Origin of the sequence: Pseudomonas sp. KK18, assembly GCF_037094675.1 — a bacterium.
Lineage (GTDB): Bacteria > Pseudomonadota > Gammaproteobacteria > Pseudomonadales > Pseudomonadaceae > Aquipseudomonas.
The window spans coordinates 6,319,274-6,333,005 of sequence record NZ_CP146605.1; the positions used below are offsets into that span (position 1 = coordinate 6,319,274).

The window sequence follows — 13,732 nt, forward strand, 5'->3', positions numbered from 1 at the left end:
GCTATCGCAGGCAAGCCAGCTCCTACATTTGATCCAGTACATCCATGACAATGCGGTCAACTGTGGGAGCTGGCTTGCCTGCGATGCAGACGACGCGGTCCACCTGAAAACACGCAAAAAAAAGCGGAACCCGAAGGCTCCGCTTGTTCAAACCACCAACCCGGATCAGGCCAGCTTCTTGTGCCGTACACGATGCGGCTGGGCAGCAGCTTCGCCGAGGCGTTTCTTGCGATCGGCTTCGTATTCGGTGTAGTTGCCTTCGAAGAACACCGCCTGGGAGTCGTCTTCGTACGCCAGGATGTGAGTGGCCACGCGGTCAAGGAACCACCGATCGTGAGAGATCACAATGGCGGCGCCCGGGAAGTCCAGCAGGGCTTCTTCCAGGGAACGCAGGGTTTCAACGTCGAGGTCGTTTGACGGTTCGTCGAGCAGCAATACGTTGCCGCCTTCTTTCAGGGTCAGGGCCAGGTGCAAGCGACCGCGCTCACCACCGGACAGGTCCTTGACGAACTTCTGCTGGTCGCCGCCCTTGAAGTTGAAGCGACCCACGTAGGTGCGCGACGGGATTTCGTAGTTGCCGATACGGATCTGGTCGGAACCGTCGGAAATCTGCTGGAACACCGTCTTGCTGCCGTCGAGGTCGTCGCGGCTCTGGTCAACGCAAGCCAGCTGCACGGTTTCGCCGACTTCGATGGTGCCCGAGTCCGGTTGTTCCTTGCCCATCAGCATGCGGAACAGTGTGGATTTACCCGCACCGTTACCGCCGATCACGCCAACGATGGCGCCTTTTGGCATGGAGAACGACAGGTTGTCGATCAACACGCGGTCGCCGTAGCCCTTGCAGACGTTCTTGAACTCGATGACCTTGTCACCCAGGCGCGGACCGGCCGGGATGTAGATTTCGTTGGTCTCGGAACGCTTCTGGAATTCCTGGGACTGCATCTCTTCGAAACGCGCCAGACGGGCCTTGGATTTCGACTGACGCGCCTTGGCGCCTTTACGCACCCATTCCAGCTCGTCTTTCATGGCCTTTTCATGGGCCGATTGCTGCTTGGATTCGGCGGCCAGACGGTCGGACTTGGCTTCCAGCCAACCGGAGTAGTTGCCCTCGTAAGGGATACCGGCGCCACGGTCGAGCTCGAGGATCCAGCCAGCAACGTTGTCCAGGAAGTACCGGTCGTGCGTGATCGCAACCACGGTGCCCGGGAAGTCGTGCAGGAAATGCTCCAGCCAGGCGACGGAATCGGCGTCCAGGTGGTTGGTCGGTTCGTCGAGCAGCAGCATGTCGGGGGCCGACAGCAGCAGGCGGCACAGGGCCACACGACGCTTTTCACCACCGGACAGGTGTTCAACCTTGGCGTCCCACGCCGGCAGGCGCAGCGCGTCGGCGGCGACTTCCAGCTGGCGGTCCAGGTTGTGACCGTCGGCGGCTTGCAGGATGGCTTCGAGCTTGGCCTGTTCTGCCGCCAGTTTGTCGAAGTCGGCGTCTTCTTCAGCGTAGGCCGCGTAGACCTCGTCCAGGCGGGCCTGGGCGTTCTTGATCACGCTGACCGCTTCCTCGACCACTTCACGCACGGTCTTGGTCGGGTCCAGGATAGGTTCCTGTGGCAGGTAGCCGATGTTCAGGTCGGGCATCGGGCGGGCTTCGCCGTCGAACTCGGTGTCGACGCCGGCCATGATTTTCAACAGGGTGGATTTACCCGAACCGTTGAGTCCGAGCACGCCGATCTTGGCCCCCGGGAAGAAGGACAGAGAAATGTTTTTCAGGATTTCCCGCTTCGGCGGAACAACTTTTCCCAGCCGATGCATGGTGAAGACGTATTGAGCCATGGTGAACCTAGCGTCAGTGACTGATGAATTAAGCGGGCGAAACCCGTGCCAGGCCATGCGCCGCGCGGGCCGTTGATGTCTATCAATGCCTGCGTGCGGTAGATGCCTGATTGTCTGGGGCTGGAACGCCCTCGCGTAACCGGCAAAGCTACCTGAATGCGGGTGGGCAGTCCAGCCAGGCGGGGCTGGCACTTTGCCACAACACAAGGCATGCTAGCCGCCCTCCGGGCGTCCGGCTTATAGTGCACGTCGCGCGCCAGTCCAGCCAAACCGCAGGATCACAGTTTGTCCAACGTAACGCCGCCAACTCCCCTGCGCGCCGCTCATATAGCGCCGGGAGCGCCCCTGCACGGAACCCTGAAGGGCGCATTGGCGACGCTGGTCCTGTTGCTGCTCGCATTATTGTTCTGGCAACTGCTGGACCAGTTGCAGCAGAACCAGAAGAACCAGCAGCAATACACCATCGACTACAGCGCCGACCTGGCCGAACAGATCAGCCTGAACATGGCCCTCAGTGCGCAGATCGCGCTGAACCTGCTCCCGATCGTCGAACCGCCGCGAGACGCCGAACAGCAACAAATCCTGATGCGCACCTTGCAACGCTCCTTGCCGGAGTTGCGCAGCGTCGCCCTGCTCGCCCCCAGCGGCGCGATGATCAGTGACAGCGCCAGCGACAGCCAGGACAGCGCCTGGCTCGAAGAACTGGTCAAGCGCAGCCACGCCCAGTCCTATTACCTGAGCAACAACAACGACGGCACCGTCATCTACCTGCTGCTGCACCAGCCCAGCGGCGGCACCAAGATGTACTGGGCCTTGCGCCTGGCCCCCAATTACCTGGCCAACCTGACCCGCCAGGACGGCCAGGGCCAGCGCCCGATGTGGGTCATCGAAAACCGCCTGAACCACCGAGTGGTCAGCCGTGACAGCGGGATGCCGGCCCAATGGGCCACCGCGTTGACCCCGGACGAATTGAACAAAAGTGTACTGGTCACGCCCCTGAGCAAGAGCGACTGGCAACTGCGCGGCCTGTTCGACCGCGCCGCCGTGCTGGAGCAACTGCTGCCAGCCTTTATCGGCAAATGCCTGTTGGGCCTGGCCTTCTCGCTGATCCCGGTGATCGTGCTGCTGAACATGCGCCGCCGCCAGCGCCAGGTGCACGAGGGGCGCCGGCGCTACCAGGATATTTTCGAAGGCACCGGCGTGGCGCTGTGCGTGCTCGACCTGTCGGGCCTGCGCGCGTTCTTCGATAGAGCCCGACTGCAAACCCGCGAGCAGTTGCAACAGTTGCTGCAAGACAACCCGGAACAGCGCCAGCAACTGCTCAAGGAACTGCGCATCACCGAGGTCAACCAGGTGGCGGTGCGCCTGCTGAATGTCGCTTCTTGCGAACAAGCCTGGGAGCGCCTGATCGACGCCTGTCCGTCGAGCCCGACCGCCATCGGCAACCAGGTGATCGACGCGGTGCTGACCCAGCAGAAGCAGCTTGAACTGGAAATCCAGCTCAGCGATATCGAAGGCAACGACCAATACCTGTGGCTGGTGATGCGCCTGCCGGAACAACAGGACGACTTCAAGGCCGTGATCCTGAGCATCAGCGACATCACCAGCCGCAAGCTGATCGAGTTGTCACTGGTGGAGCGCGAGAGTTTCTGGTCGGACGTGGTGCGCACCGTGCCCGATCACCTGTATGTGCAGGACGTGATCAGCCAGCGGATGATTTTCAGCAACCACCACCTGGGCCACACCCTGGGCTACAACAAGCCCGAGCTGCAGCAGATGGGCGAGTACTTCTGGGAGATCCTGCTGCACCCCGAAGACGCCGAGCGCTACCACGACCTGCGCCTGCAACAGCGACAGGCCGGCTACCTGAGCCAGTTGCAGTGCCAGTTGCGCTTTCGCCACCGCAACAACCAATGGCGGCGCTTCGACATCCGCGAACAGGCCCTGGCCCGTGACAAGACTGATCAGGTGACGCGCATCATCGGCGTGGCCAAGGACATCACCGACCAGATCGAAGCCAGTGAATCCCTGCGTGACAGCGAACAGCGCTACCGCATGCTGGCGGAAAGCATCAGCGACGTCATCTTCTCCACCGACAGCAAGCTGGCCCTCAACTACGTCAGCCCTTCGGTGAACGCGGTGCTGGGCTATGACGTCGACTGGATCTTCGAAAACGGCTGGCAATCGACCATCGCCAACCCGCAGCAACTGACCGGTATCTACTCCCTGGTGGAGCAAGTCAGCCGCGCCCTGGACCAACCCGAATCCCTCGCGGCCTTGCGCAACGACGTGCAGACCCAGCTGTTCCTGTTCGACTGCCTGCGGGCCGACGGGCGCAAGATCCCCATCGAACTGCGCCTGGTGCTGGTGTGGGACGAACACGGCGCGTTCGAGGGCATCCTTGGCGTGGGTCGCGATATCAGCCAGCAGCGCCGTGCGGAAAAAGACCTGCGCATGGCGGCCACGGTATTCGAACACTCCACCTCGGCGATCCTGATCACCGACCCGGCCGGCTACATCGTGCAGGCCAACGAGGCGTTCAGCCGGGTCAGCGGTTATGCGGTGGCGGACGTGCTCGACCAGTTGCCGAACATGCTCACCGTCGACGAACAGCAGGAAGCCCACCTGCGCTACGTGCTCAAGCAATTGCACCAGCACAGCACCTGGGAAGGCGAAGTGTGGCTCAAGCGCCGCAACGGCGAGCATTACCCGGCCTGGGTCGGAATTACTGCCGTGTTCGATGACGAAGGCGACCTGGCCAGCTACGTGTGCTTCTTCAGCGACATCAGCGAACGCAAGGCCAGCGAGCAGCGCATCCACCGCCTGGCCTACTACGACGCCCTGACCCACCTGCCCAACCGCACGCTGTTCCAGGACCGCCTGCACACCGCGCTGCAATCGGCGGAACGGCAGAAGTCGTGGGTGGTGTTGATGTTCCTTGACCTCGACCGCTTCAAGCCGATCAACGACTCCCTGGGCCACGCCGCCGGCGACCGCATGCTCAAGGAAATGGCCACCCGCCTGCTGGGCTGCGTCGCCGAAGACGACACCGTGGCGCGCATGGGTGGCGACGAGTTCACCTTGCTGCTGCAACCGCGGGTCAACCGTGAGATGGCGCTGAACCGGGCGATTCACGTGGCCGAGCAGATTCTGGCCAGCCTGGTGAAGCCGTTTGTGCTGGAGGGCCGCGAGTTCTTCGTCACCGCCAGTATCGGCATCGCCCTGAGCCCGCAGGACGGCAACGAACTCAGCCAGTTGATGAAAAACGCCGACACGGCGATGTACCACGCCAAGGAGCGGGGCAAGAACAACTTCCAGTTCTACCAGGCCGACATGAACGCCAGCGCCCTGGAACGCCTGGAGCTGGAAAGCGACCTGCGCCACGCCCTGGAACAGAACGAATTCGTGCTGTATTACCAGCCGCAGTTCAGCGGCGACGGCAAACGTTTGACCGGTGCCGAAGCCCTGCTGCGCTGGCGCCATCCGCGTCGCGGGCTGGTGCCGCCGGGGGACTTCATCCCGGTGTTGGAGGAGTTGGGGCTGGTGGTGGACGTGGGTGACTGGGTGATCAGCGAAGCCTGCCGCCAACTCAAGACCTGGCACCAGAACAAGGTGCGGGTACCCAAGGTCTCGGTCAACATTTCGGCCCGGCAGTTCTCCGACGGGCAACTGGGCGAGCGCATCGCCACCATCCTCAAGGACACCGGCCTGCCGCCGGCGTGCCTGGAGCTGGAGCTGACCGAAAGTATCCTGATGCGCGAGGTCAACGAAGCGATGCAGATCCTCGCCAGCCTGAAAAACCTCGGCCTGAGCATCGCGGTAGATGACTTCGGCACCGGTTATTCATCGTTGAACTACCTCAAGCAGTTCCCCATCGACGTGCTGAAGATCGACCGTACCTTTGTCGACGGCCTGCCGTCGGGTGAGCAGGATGCGCAGATTGCCCGGGCGATTATCGCCATGGCCCACAGCCTGAACCTGGCGGTGATCGCCGAGGGTGTGGAAACCCATGAGCAGCTGGACTTCCTGCGGGAGCACGGTTGCGATGAGGTGCAGGGCTACCTGTTCGGGCGACCGATGCCGGCGAACCGGTTTGAGGCGCAGTTCAGCAATGATGCGCTGTTCATGTTCGACTGAAATCCTCAGGTGATGCGGATGGCCTCTTCGCGAGCAAGCCCGCTCCCACATTCGACCGTATTCCACCTGAAGGAACCCGATTGAATGTGGGAGCGGGCTTGCTCGCGAAGGGGCCCGAACAAACACCACCTATCCCCAGATGAGCCCCGCTTGTCCGCGACATGATGTCCTTTCATATGCCATCTAAAACCCATTGGGTTAGAATGCGCTTCTTTTCTGCCCCCGATCCTTGAGGACCGCCATGTTCAGCCGTGATTTGACTATTGCCAAGTACGACGCCGATCTCTTTGCCGCCATGGAGCAAGAAGCTCAGCGCCAGGAAGAGCACATTGAGCTGATCGCTTCGGAAAACTACACCAGCCCCGCCGTGATGGAGGCTCAAGGTTCGGTTCTGACCAACAAGTACGCCGAAGGCTATCCGGGCAAGCGCTACTACGGCGGTTGCGAGTTCGTCGACATCGTTGAGCAACTGGCCATCGACCGCGCCAAGGAACTGTTCGGCGCCGATTACGCCAACGTCCAGCCACACGCCGGCTCCCAAGCCAACAGCGCCGTGTACCTGGCCCTGCTGCAAGCGGGCGACACCATCCTGGGCATGAGCCTGGCCCACGGCGGTCACCTGACCCACGGCGCCAGCGTTTCCTCCTCCGGCAAGCTGTACAACGCCGTTCAGTACGGCATCGACGGCAACGGCCTGATCGACTACGACGAAGTCGAGCGCCTGGCCATTGAGCACAAGCCAAAAATGATCGTGGCCGGTTTCTCTGCCTACTCGCAGATCCTGGATTTCCCACGCTTCCGCGAAATCGCTGACAAGGTCGGCGCCTACCTGTTCGTCGACATGGCCCACGTGGCCGGTCTGGTCGCCGCTGGCGTCTACCCGAACCCGGTGCCGTTCGCTGACGTCGTGACCACCACCACCCACAAGACCCTGCGCGGTCCACGTGGCGGCCTGATCCTGGCTCGCGCCAACGCCGAGATCGAGAAGAAGCTGAACTCCGCCGTATTCCCAGGCGGCCAGGGTGGCCCGCTGGAGCACGTGATCGCCGCCAAAGCAATCTGCTTCAAGGAAGCGCTGCAGCCTGAGTTCAAGACCTACCAGCAGCAAGTGGTGAAAAACGCCAAGGCCATGGCCGGCGTGTTCATCGAGCGCGGTTTTGACGTGGTGTCCGGCGGTACTGAGAACCACCTGTTCCTGCTGTCGCTGATCAAGCAGGACATCTCCGGTAAAGACGCTGACGCCGCTCTGGGCAAAGCCTTCATCACCGTGAACAAGAACTCGGTGCCGAACGACCCACGTTCGCCGTTCGTCACCTCCGGCCTGCGCTTCGGCACCCCGGCTGTGACCACTCGTGGCTTCAAGGAAGCAGAGTGCAAGGAACTGGCTGGCTGGATCTGCGACATCCTGGCTGACCTGAACAACGAAGCAGTGATTGACGCTGTGCGTGAGAAGGTCAAGGCCATCTGCAAGAAGCTGCCGGTATACGGCGCTTGATTGCAGTTGCTTGAATGAAAAGCCCGGCTCTTGAGCCGGGCTTTTTTATGCCTGAAAACGCTGCTTTCTCAATTTGAAATGACATCAAATGTGGGAGCGGGCTTGCTCGCGAAAGCGCTGTGTCAGTTGATGCATGGGCTGACTGATACACCGCTTTCGCGAGCAAGCCCGCTCCCACATTTTGACTGCGTTTCAAGTCAGGATTGGTAAACCCGCGCAAAGCCTTCGCGAATCTTCTCTTCCGGCAACTCGTCAGCAATAAACACAATCACACTTTCCCGCGCTTCGCCTTCGGCCCATTCGGTGTCCCAATCGAACCCGTAGAGCTTCAGCACGCCCTGGAACACCATGCGCCGGTCTTCCCCGGCAATGTTCAGCACGCCTTTGTAGCGCAGCAATTGCTTGCCGTGGTCTTCCAGCAGCTCGTTCATGAACTCGCTGAGTTTGTCGATATCCAGCGGCTGGTCAGTGCGCAGCACCAGGCTGGAAATACGGTCGATGGACGGCGCCTGGCTCACCGGGCGCAGGCTCATGCCGGCGTTGAGGTTGAAGCCGCGCACATCCAGCAGTTCGGCGAGGTCGATCTTGCCGTGTTCCACCACACGAATCGGCGCCCGGCGGTTGATACGAGTCAGGCGCTCGCTGAGGGCGTCGAAGGTGGCATCGTCCACCAGGTCGCGCTTGCTCACCAGCAGGCGGTCGGCAAACCCGATCTGCGCCTGGGCGATGGTCTGGGTCAGGTGGTGCTCGGCGTGGGCCGCGTCCACCAGGGTGATGATGCCGTCGAGGATGTAGCGCTCGCGCAGTTCTTCATCGATGAAAAAGGTCTGGGCCACAGGGGCCGGGTCGGCCAGGCCGGTGCACTCGATCACCAGGCGGTCGAAGGCGATCTCGCCGCTGTCCAGGCGCTCCAGCAACAGGTACAGGGCCTTGGTCAGGTCAGTGTGGATGGTGCAGCACACGCAGCCATTGGACAGGGTCATGACTTGCACCGGCTCGCTGCCCAACAGTTGGGTGTCGATACCGGCGTCGCTGAATTCATTTTCGATCACGGCGATTTTCAAGCCGTGCTCGGCCTTGAGCAGGTGACGCAACAAGGTGGTCTTGCCAGCGCCGAGGAAGCCGCTGAGGACGGTGACGGGGATGGGAGAGGACAAAGAATTCTCCTTGAAGAAACACAAAACAAATGTGGGAGCGGGCTTGCTCGCGAAGGCGGCGTGTCAGTCAGCACATGCATCACTGAAAGACCGCCTTCGCGAGCAAGCCCGCTCCCACAAGGGATCACCGCAGCCCGAACTACCGGGCTAGCAGCACTTGGGCCCACCCTTGCCGCCGTAACGGGCCTCCTGGCGTTCCCGGAAGAACGCCTTGTAGTCCATCATCGGTTTGTCCGGGTGTTTGGTTTGCATATGCTCGACGTAGGTGTCGTAGTCGGGCATGCCGACCATCAGGCGCGCGGCCTGACCGAGGTATTTACCGAGGCGACTGATGTCATTGAACATGATTGCAATCCTCTATCAAGCGTCCGGGATGGCCTGGTATGGCGCTTCTTTATCCGTACGTTCCTTTTTGCCCCAGGCAGCAATGCCGACCTTGAGCGCATAGAACAGGATGCTGAAGACCACGAACAGGAACAGCGCCGTCAGCGTTGCGTTGGTGTAGGCGTTCCAGATCACGTGTTGCATCTGGTCGATGCTCTTGGCCGGTGCGAGGATCTGGCCGCCGGCCAGGGCATCGCTGTATTTCTTGGCCAGCGACAGGAAGCCGATCGCCGGGTTGGCGTCGAACAGCTTGATGAAGCCTGCGGTCACGGTGCAGATCAGCAGCCATACGGCTGGCAGCATGGTCACCCAGATGTAGCGCTGGCGTTTCATTTTGATCAGCACAACGGTGGCGAGCATCAGCGCGATACCGGCCAGCATCTGGTTGGAGATACCGAACAGCGGCCACAAGGTGTTGATGCCGCCCAGTGGGTCGATCACGCCCTGGTACAGCAGGTAACCCCACATCGCCACACAACCTGCGGTAGCGATCAGGTTGGCCGTCCAGGACTCGGTACGCTTGAGCGCCGGCACGAAGGAGCCGAGCAAATCCTGCAGCATGAAGCGACCGGCACGGGTACCGGCGTCGACTGCGGTCAGGATGAACAGCGCTTCGAACAGGATCGCAAAGTGGTACCAGAACGCCATGGTGTTTTCACCCGGCAGGACGCTGTGCAGGATCTGCGCGATACCCACCGCCAGGGTTGGCGCACCGCCGGCACGGGCCAGGATGGTGGACTCACCAATGTCATGGGCCACCGCCTGCAACGCTTCCGGGGTAATTGCAAAACCCCAGCTGCTGACGGTTTGCGCCACAGCCACCACGTCACCGCCGACAATCGCGGCCGGGCTGTTCATGGCGAAGTACACCCCTGGCTCGATCACCGAAGCGGCAACCATCGCCATGATGGCCACGAACGACTCCATCAACATGCCGCCGTAGCCGATGTAACGGGCGTGCCCTTCACTGGCCAGCAACTTGGGCGTGGTGCCCGAGGAGATCAGTGCGTGGAAACCCGAGACCGCGCCACAGGCGATGGTGATGAACAGGAACGGGAACAGGCCGCCCTTCCACACCGGGCCGGTGCCATCGATGAACTGGGTCAGCGCCGGCATTTTCAGGTCGGGCATGGTCACCAGGATGCCAATCGCCAGGGCGATGATGGTGCCGATTTTCAGGAAAGTAGACAGGTAGTCCCGTGGTGCGAGGATCAGCCACACTGGCAACACGGCCGCCACGAAGCCATAACCCACCAGCATCCAGGTGATCTGGATGCCGGTGAAGCTGAAGGCCTTGGCCCACACCGGGTCAGCGGCAATCTGCCCGCCCAGCCAGATCGAACCCAGCAGCAACAGCACGCCGACAATCGAGATTTCACCGATGCGGCCCGGGCGGATGTAGCGCATGTAAATGCCCATGAACATCGCGATCGGAATGGTTGCCATCACCGTGAAGATGCCCCACGGGCTTTCGGCCAGGGCCTTGACCACGATCAGCGCCAGCACCGCGAGGATGATGATCATGATCAGGAAGCAGCCGAACAGCGCGATGGTCCCGGGCACACGGCCCATTTCTTCGCGGACCATGTCCCCCAGGGAACGGCCGTTGCGCCGGGTGGACAGGAACAGGACCATGAAGTCCTGCACCGCCCCGGCCAGCACCACGCCGGCGATCAGCCACAACGTGCCGGGCAGGTAGCCCATCTGCGCCGCCAGTACCGGGCCGACCAAAGGCCCTGCGCCGGCGATTGCCGCGAAGTGGTGACCAAAAAGGATGTGTTTGTTGGTCGGCACATAGTCCAGACCGTCGTTGTTCAGCACAGCGGGGGTAGCCCGCAGTGGATCGAGCTGCATCACATGGTTAGCGATGAACAGACTGTAGTAACGGTAAGCAACCAGATAAATGGCCACTGCTGCGACCACGATCCACAAGGCGTTGATCGCCTCGCCGCGGCGCAAGGCCACTACGCCCAGGGCGCACGCTCCTACGATTGCCAGCAGCAGCCAGGGTAGATGGCGTAGCAGGCTATTATTATTTTTCATTTTTATATTCCAGCCAGGGTGGACAGAAAGACAGCCATCCCGAGTTTAGCGCTACTGGCCTTAAAGGCCACCCCCCTACGTTGGTCTAGAGCCTTGCCGGGGCAAAAAAAGCAGAAAAAACCGCCCCATGATGGCGCACGGCTACAATTCCTTTATCCACAGAGGGTTTCACCATGAGCGAACAGCCTTCAGACCGACGCCGTTTCCGACGCATTGCCTTCGACGCCAGGACCGAGCTCACGCAAGACGGCCGTGTCTGGCCGGTGCAATTGGTAGATTTGTCGCTCAAGGGCTTGCTGGTGCAACGGCCGCAAGAATGGCACGGCCATCGCTACGAATCGTTCGATGTGGACATTCATCTCGACGCCGAGACCGACGTGAAGATGCAGGTGCGGCTGACCCACGACGATCATGGGCAGCTCGGCTTTGTGTGCGAACACATCGACCTCGACTCCATCAGCCACCTGCGGCGGGTAATCGAGCTGAACCTGGGCGATCAGGAAGAACTGGAGCGGGAATTCGCCGCCTTGCTGGAGATCTGAGCATGTGAGAGCTGGCTTGCCTGTGATGGCGGTGTGTCAGTTTGCATATCAATCAGCTGATACACCGCCATCGCGGGCAAGCCCGGCTCCCACAGGGGGGCTGTGTGGCTGGCGACTATTCGAACAGGGCATCCAGCGCCTGCTCCAGGCGCGTTACCCCGATCACTTGCAGCCCCGGTGGCATTTCTTTCGGCGCATTGCCCTTGGGCACGATGGCCCGCTTGAAGCCATGCTTGGCCGCTTCTTTCAAGCGCTCCTGGCCACTGGGCACCGGGCGCACTTCACCCGACAGGCCCACTTCGCCAAACACCAGCAAGTCATGGGGCAACGGCCGGTTGCGCAGGCTGGACATCACCGCCGCCATCAACGCCAGGTCAGACGCGGTTTCCAGCACCTTGACCCCGCCCACCACGTTGAGGAACACGTCCTGGTCATGGGTGGGAATGCCGCCGTGGCGGTGCAATACCGCCAGCAACATCGCCAGCCGGTTCTGGTCCAGGCCCAGGGTGACACGACGCGGGTTGGCCAAGTGGCTGTCGTCCACCAGCGCCTGGACTTCCACCAGCATCGGTCGGGTCCCTTCCCACGTTGCCATCACCACACTGCCCGGGACTTCTTCCTGGGCGCGGGTAAGAAAAATCGCTGACGGGTTGGAGACTTCTTTCAAGCCCCGGTCAGTCATGGCGAACACACCCAACTCGTTGACCGCGCCAAAACGGTTCTTCACCGCCCGCAACAAACGCAACCGCCCGTCGGACTCGCCTTCGAAATACAGCACGGTGTCGACCATGTGTTCCAGCACCCGCGGGCCGGCCAGTGCGCCTTCTTTCGTCACGTGGCCCACCAGGAAAATCGCCGTGCCGCTCTGTTTCGCATAGCGCACCAGCAGCGCGGCACTTTCCCGCACCTGGGACACGCCACCCGGTGCCGATTGCAGTTGCTCGGTGAAAATCGTCTGGATCGAATCGATCACCATCACCTTGGGCTTTTCCAGGCGCGCGGTGGCGATGATGCTTTCGATGCAGGTTTCGGTCATCACCCGCAGTTGGTCCTGAGGCAAGCCCAGGCGGCGCGCACGCATGGCCACCTGCTGCTGGGATTCTTCGCCGGTGACATACAGCGCCGGCATGCGGCTGGCGATGCTGCACAGGGTTTGCAGCAGGATCGTGGACTTACCGATGCCCGGGTCACCGCCGATCAGCACCACCGAGCCATCCACCAGGCCGCCGCCCAGCACCCGGTCCAGTTCACCGGAAGCGGTGGAGAAACGCGGGATTTCTTCGACGCTGACTTCGGCCAGGGTCTTGATCTGGGTTTGTTGCCCGGTCCAGCCGGAACGGCCACTGGGGGCCACGGCGCCGCCGCTTTCGATCATGGTTTCGGTCAGGGTGTTCCACGCACCGCATTCCGTGCACTGGCCGGCCCACTTGGGAAAGGTCGCGCCGCACTCCGTGCAGCCATACATGCGCTTGGCCTTTGCCATTTGAGAACCTCCAACCGAAAAACCGCGATGATAGCTCAGCGCGGCGCCGGGGTACGGATTTCACCGCTGGCCAAACGTGAAGCGCTGTTACCGATCGGGTCTTCGGCATTCAGATCGGCGCCCTTGGCTTTCAGTTCATCCAGCAGTTCCACGCGTTTGAACAGCCCGGCATACATGGCCGCCGTTTGTCCGGCGCCGTTGCGCTGGTCGGGGTTGCAGTCGGTGGCGAGCAGGCGCTGGGCGATTTTCAGCTCACCCTTGAAGATCGCGCCCATCAAGGCGGTGTTGCCGCGTTTGTCCTGCACGCAGGCATCGGCGCCGGCGGCGAGCAATCGGTCCACGTAGGCACTTTCACCGTGATAGGCGGCGAGAATCAGCGCCGTGTAGCCTTTTTCATCCTGGGTGTTCAGCGAATAGCCGGATTCGATGAAGGTGTTGAGCATGTCCACGTCGCCACGGCGGGCGGCGTCGAAGTAGTAATCCTGCAGTTGTGCCTTAAGCGCGGCCGGGTCAGCTTGTTCGGCCAATACGCTGAACGACAAACACGCAAGGACAGCGCCTATAAAGATTCGCATGGCAAATTCTCAGTGATGTGCCACCTGTAGGAGCCGGCTTGCCGGCGATGGCGTACTTGTGGGCGTTATCGCCGGCAAGCCAGCTC

At 61.6% G+C, this 13,732-nt stretch carries 9 protein-coding genes; 3 read left to right on the forward strand and 6 right to left on the reverse strand.

Annotated features, from left to right (window positions below; all coding sequences use genetic code 11):
- Positions 1–165: 165 nt before the first annotated feature.
- The gene (gene ettA / locus V6607_RS28695; protein WP_003215833.1) at positions 166–1,830 is read right to left on the reverse strand and encodes an energy-dependent translational throttle protein EttA; all 1,665 of its coding nucleotides are present in this window, start codon (positions 1,828–1,830) and stop codon (positions 166–168) included.
- A gap of 285 nt (positions 1,831–2,115) precedes the next feature.
- Here ettA and V6607_RS28700 point away from each other — a divergent pair, with 285 nt between their 5' ends.
- Both V6607_RS28700 and glyA read left to right on the forward strand, forming a co-directional pair.
- Positions 2,116–5,967: a bifunctional diguanylate cyclase/phosphodiesterase gene (locus V6607_RS28700; protein ID WP_023659180.1), complete on the forward strand. Its 3,852-nt coding sequence runs from the start codon at positions 2,116–2,118 to the stop codon at positions 5,965–5,967.
- A gap of 241 nt (positions 5,968–6,208) precedes the next feature.
- Positions 6,209–7,462 carry a serine hydroxymethyltransferase gene (gene glyA, locus V6607_RS28705; RefSeq protein WP_134327344.1) on the forward strand — a complete coding sequence of 418 codons (1,254 nt, stop codon included), beginning with the start codon at positions 6,209–6,211 and terminating at the stop codon, positions 7,460–7,462.
- A gap of 197 nt (positions 7,463–7,659) precedes the next feature.
- On the opposite strand, the gene yjiA is transcribed toward glyA, so the two are convergent.
- The 3 genes from yjiA to V6607_RS28720 form a co-directional block, all read right to left on the reverse strand.
- On the reverse strand, positions 7,660–8,619 hold the full coding sequence (yjiA, locus tag V6607_RS28710; protein ID WP_003215828.1) for a GTPase: 960 nt from the start codon (positions 8,617–8,619) through the stop codon (positions 7,660–7,662).
- A 147-nt stretch (positions 8,620–8,766) separates the two neighbouring features.
- Entirely contained in the window at positions 8,767–8,964 is a 198-nt protein-coding gene (locus tag V6607_RS28715) for a YbdD/YjiX family protein (RefSeq protein WP_003176208.1), read from the reverse strand.
- 15 nt (positions 8,965–8,979) lie between these two features.
- Positions 8,980–11,046: a carbon starvation CstA family protein gene (locus V6607_RS28720; RefSeq protein ID WP_003215826.1), complete on the reverse strand. Its 2,067-nt coding sequence runs from the start codon at positions 11,044–11,046 to the stop codon at positions 8,980–8,982.
- A gap of 173 nt (positions 11,047–11,219) precedes the next feature.
- Between V6607_RS28720 and V6607_RS28725 the strand changes: the two genes are divergently transcribed.
- The gene (locus V6607_RS28725; RefSeq protein ID WP_087695251.1) at positions 11,220–11,588 is read left to right on the forward strand and encodes a PilZ domain-containing protein; all 369 of its coding nucleotides are present in this window, start codon (positions 11,220–11,222) and stop codon (positions 11,586–11,588) included.
- 115 nt (positions 11,589–11,703) lie between these two features.
- On the opposite strand, the gene radA is transcribed toward V6607_RS28725, so the two are convergent.
- Both radA and V6607_RS28735 read right to left on the reverse strand, forming a co-directional pair.
- Entirely contained in the window at positions 11,704–13,071 is a 1,368-nt protein-coding gene (radA, locus tag V6607_RS28730) for a DNA repair protein RadA (RefSeq protein ID WP_003215821.1), read from the reverse strand.
- 35 nt (positions 13,072–13,106) lie between these two features.
- The gene (locus V6607_RS28735; protein ID WP_023659179.1) at positions 13,107–13,646 is read right to left on the reverse strand and encodes an ankyrin repeat domain-containing protein; all 540 of its coding nucleotides are present in this window, start codon (positions 13,644–13,646) and stop codon (positions 13,107–13,109) included.
- Positions 13,647–13,732 lie beyond the last annotated feature (86 nt).

Excerpts from the sequence above, each read along its gene's own strand:
- V6607_RS28720 (WP_003215826.1), bottom strand. The coding sequence starts at position 11,046 with ATGAAAAATAATAATAGCCTGCTACGCCATCTACCCTGGCTGCTGCTG.
- V6607_RS28725 (WP_087695251.1), top strand. The coding sequence starts at position 11,220 with ATGAGCGAACAGCCTTCAGACCGACGCCGTTTCCGACGCATTGCCTTC.
- radA (WP_003215821.1), bottom strand. The coding sequence starts at position 13,071 with ATGGCAAAGGCCAAGCGCATGTATGGCTGCACGGAGTGCGGCGCGACC.
- V6607_RS28715 (WP_003176208.1), bottom strand. The coding sequence starts at position 8,964 with ATGTTCAATGACATCAGTCGCCTCGGTAAATACCTCGGTCAGGCCGCG.
- V6607_RS28735 (WP_023659179.1), bottom strand. The coding sequence starts at position 13,646 with ATGCGAATCTTTATAGGCGCTGTCCTTGCGTGTTTGTCGTTCAGCGTA.
- ettA (WP_003215833.1), bottom strand. The coding sequence starts at position 1,830 with ATGGCTCAATACGTCTTCACCATGCATCGGCTGGGAAAAGTTGTTCCG.
- glyA (WP_134327344.1), top strand. The coding sequence starts at position 6,209 with ATGTTCAGCCGTGATTTGACTATTGCCAAGTACGACGCCGATCTCTTT.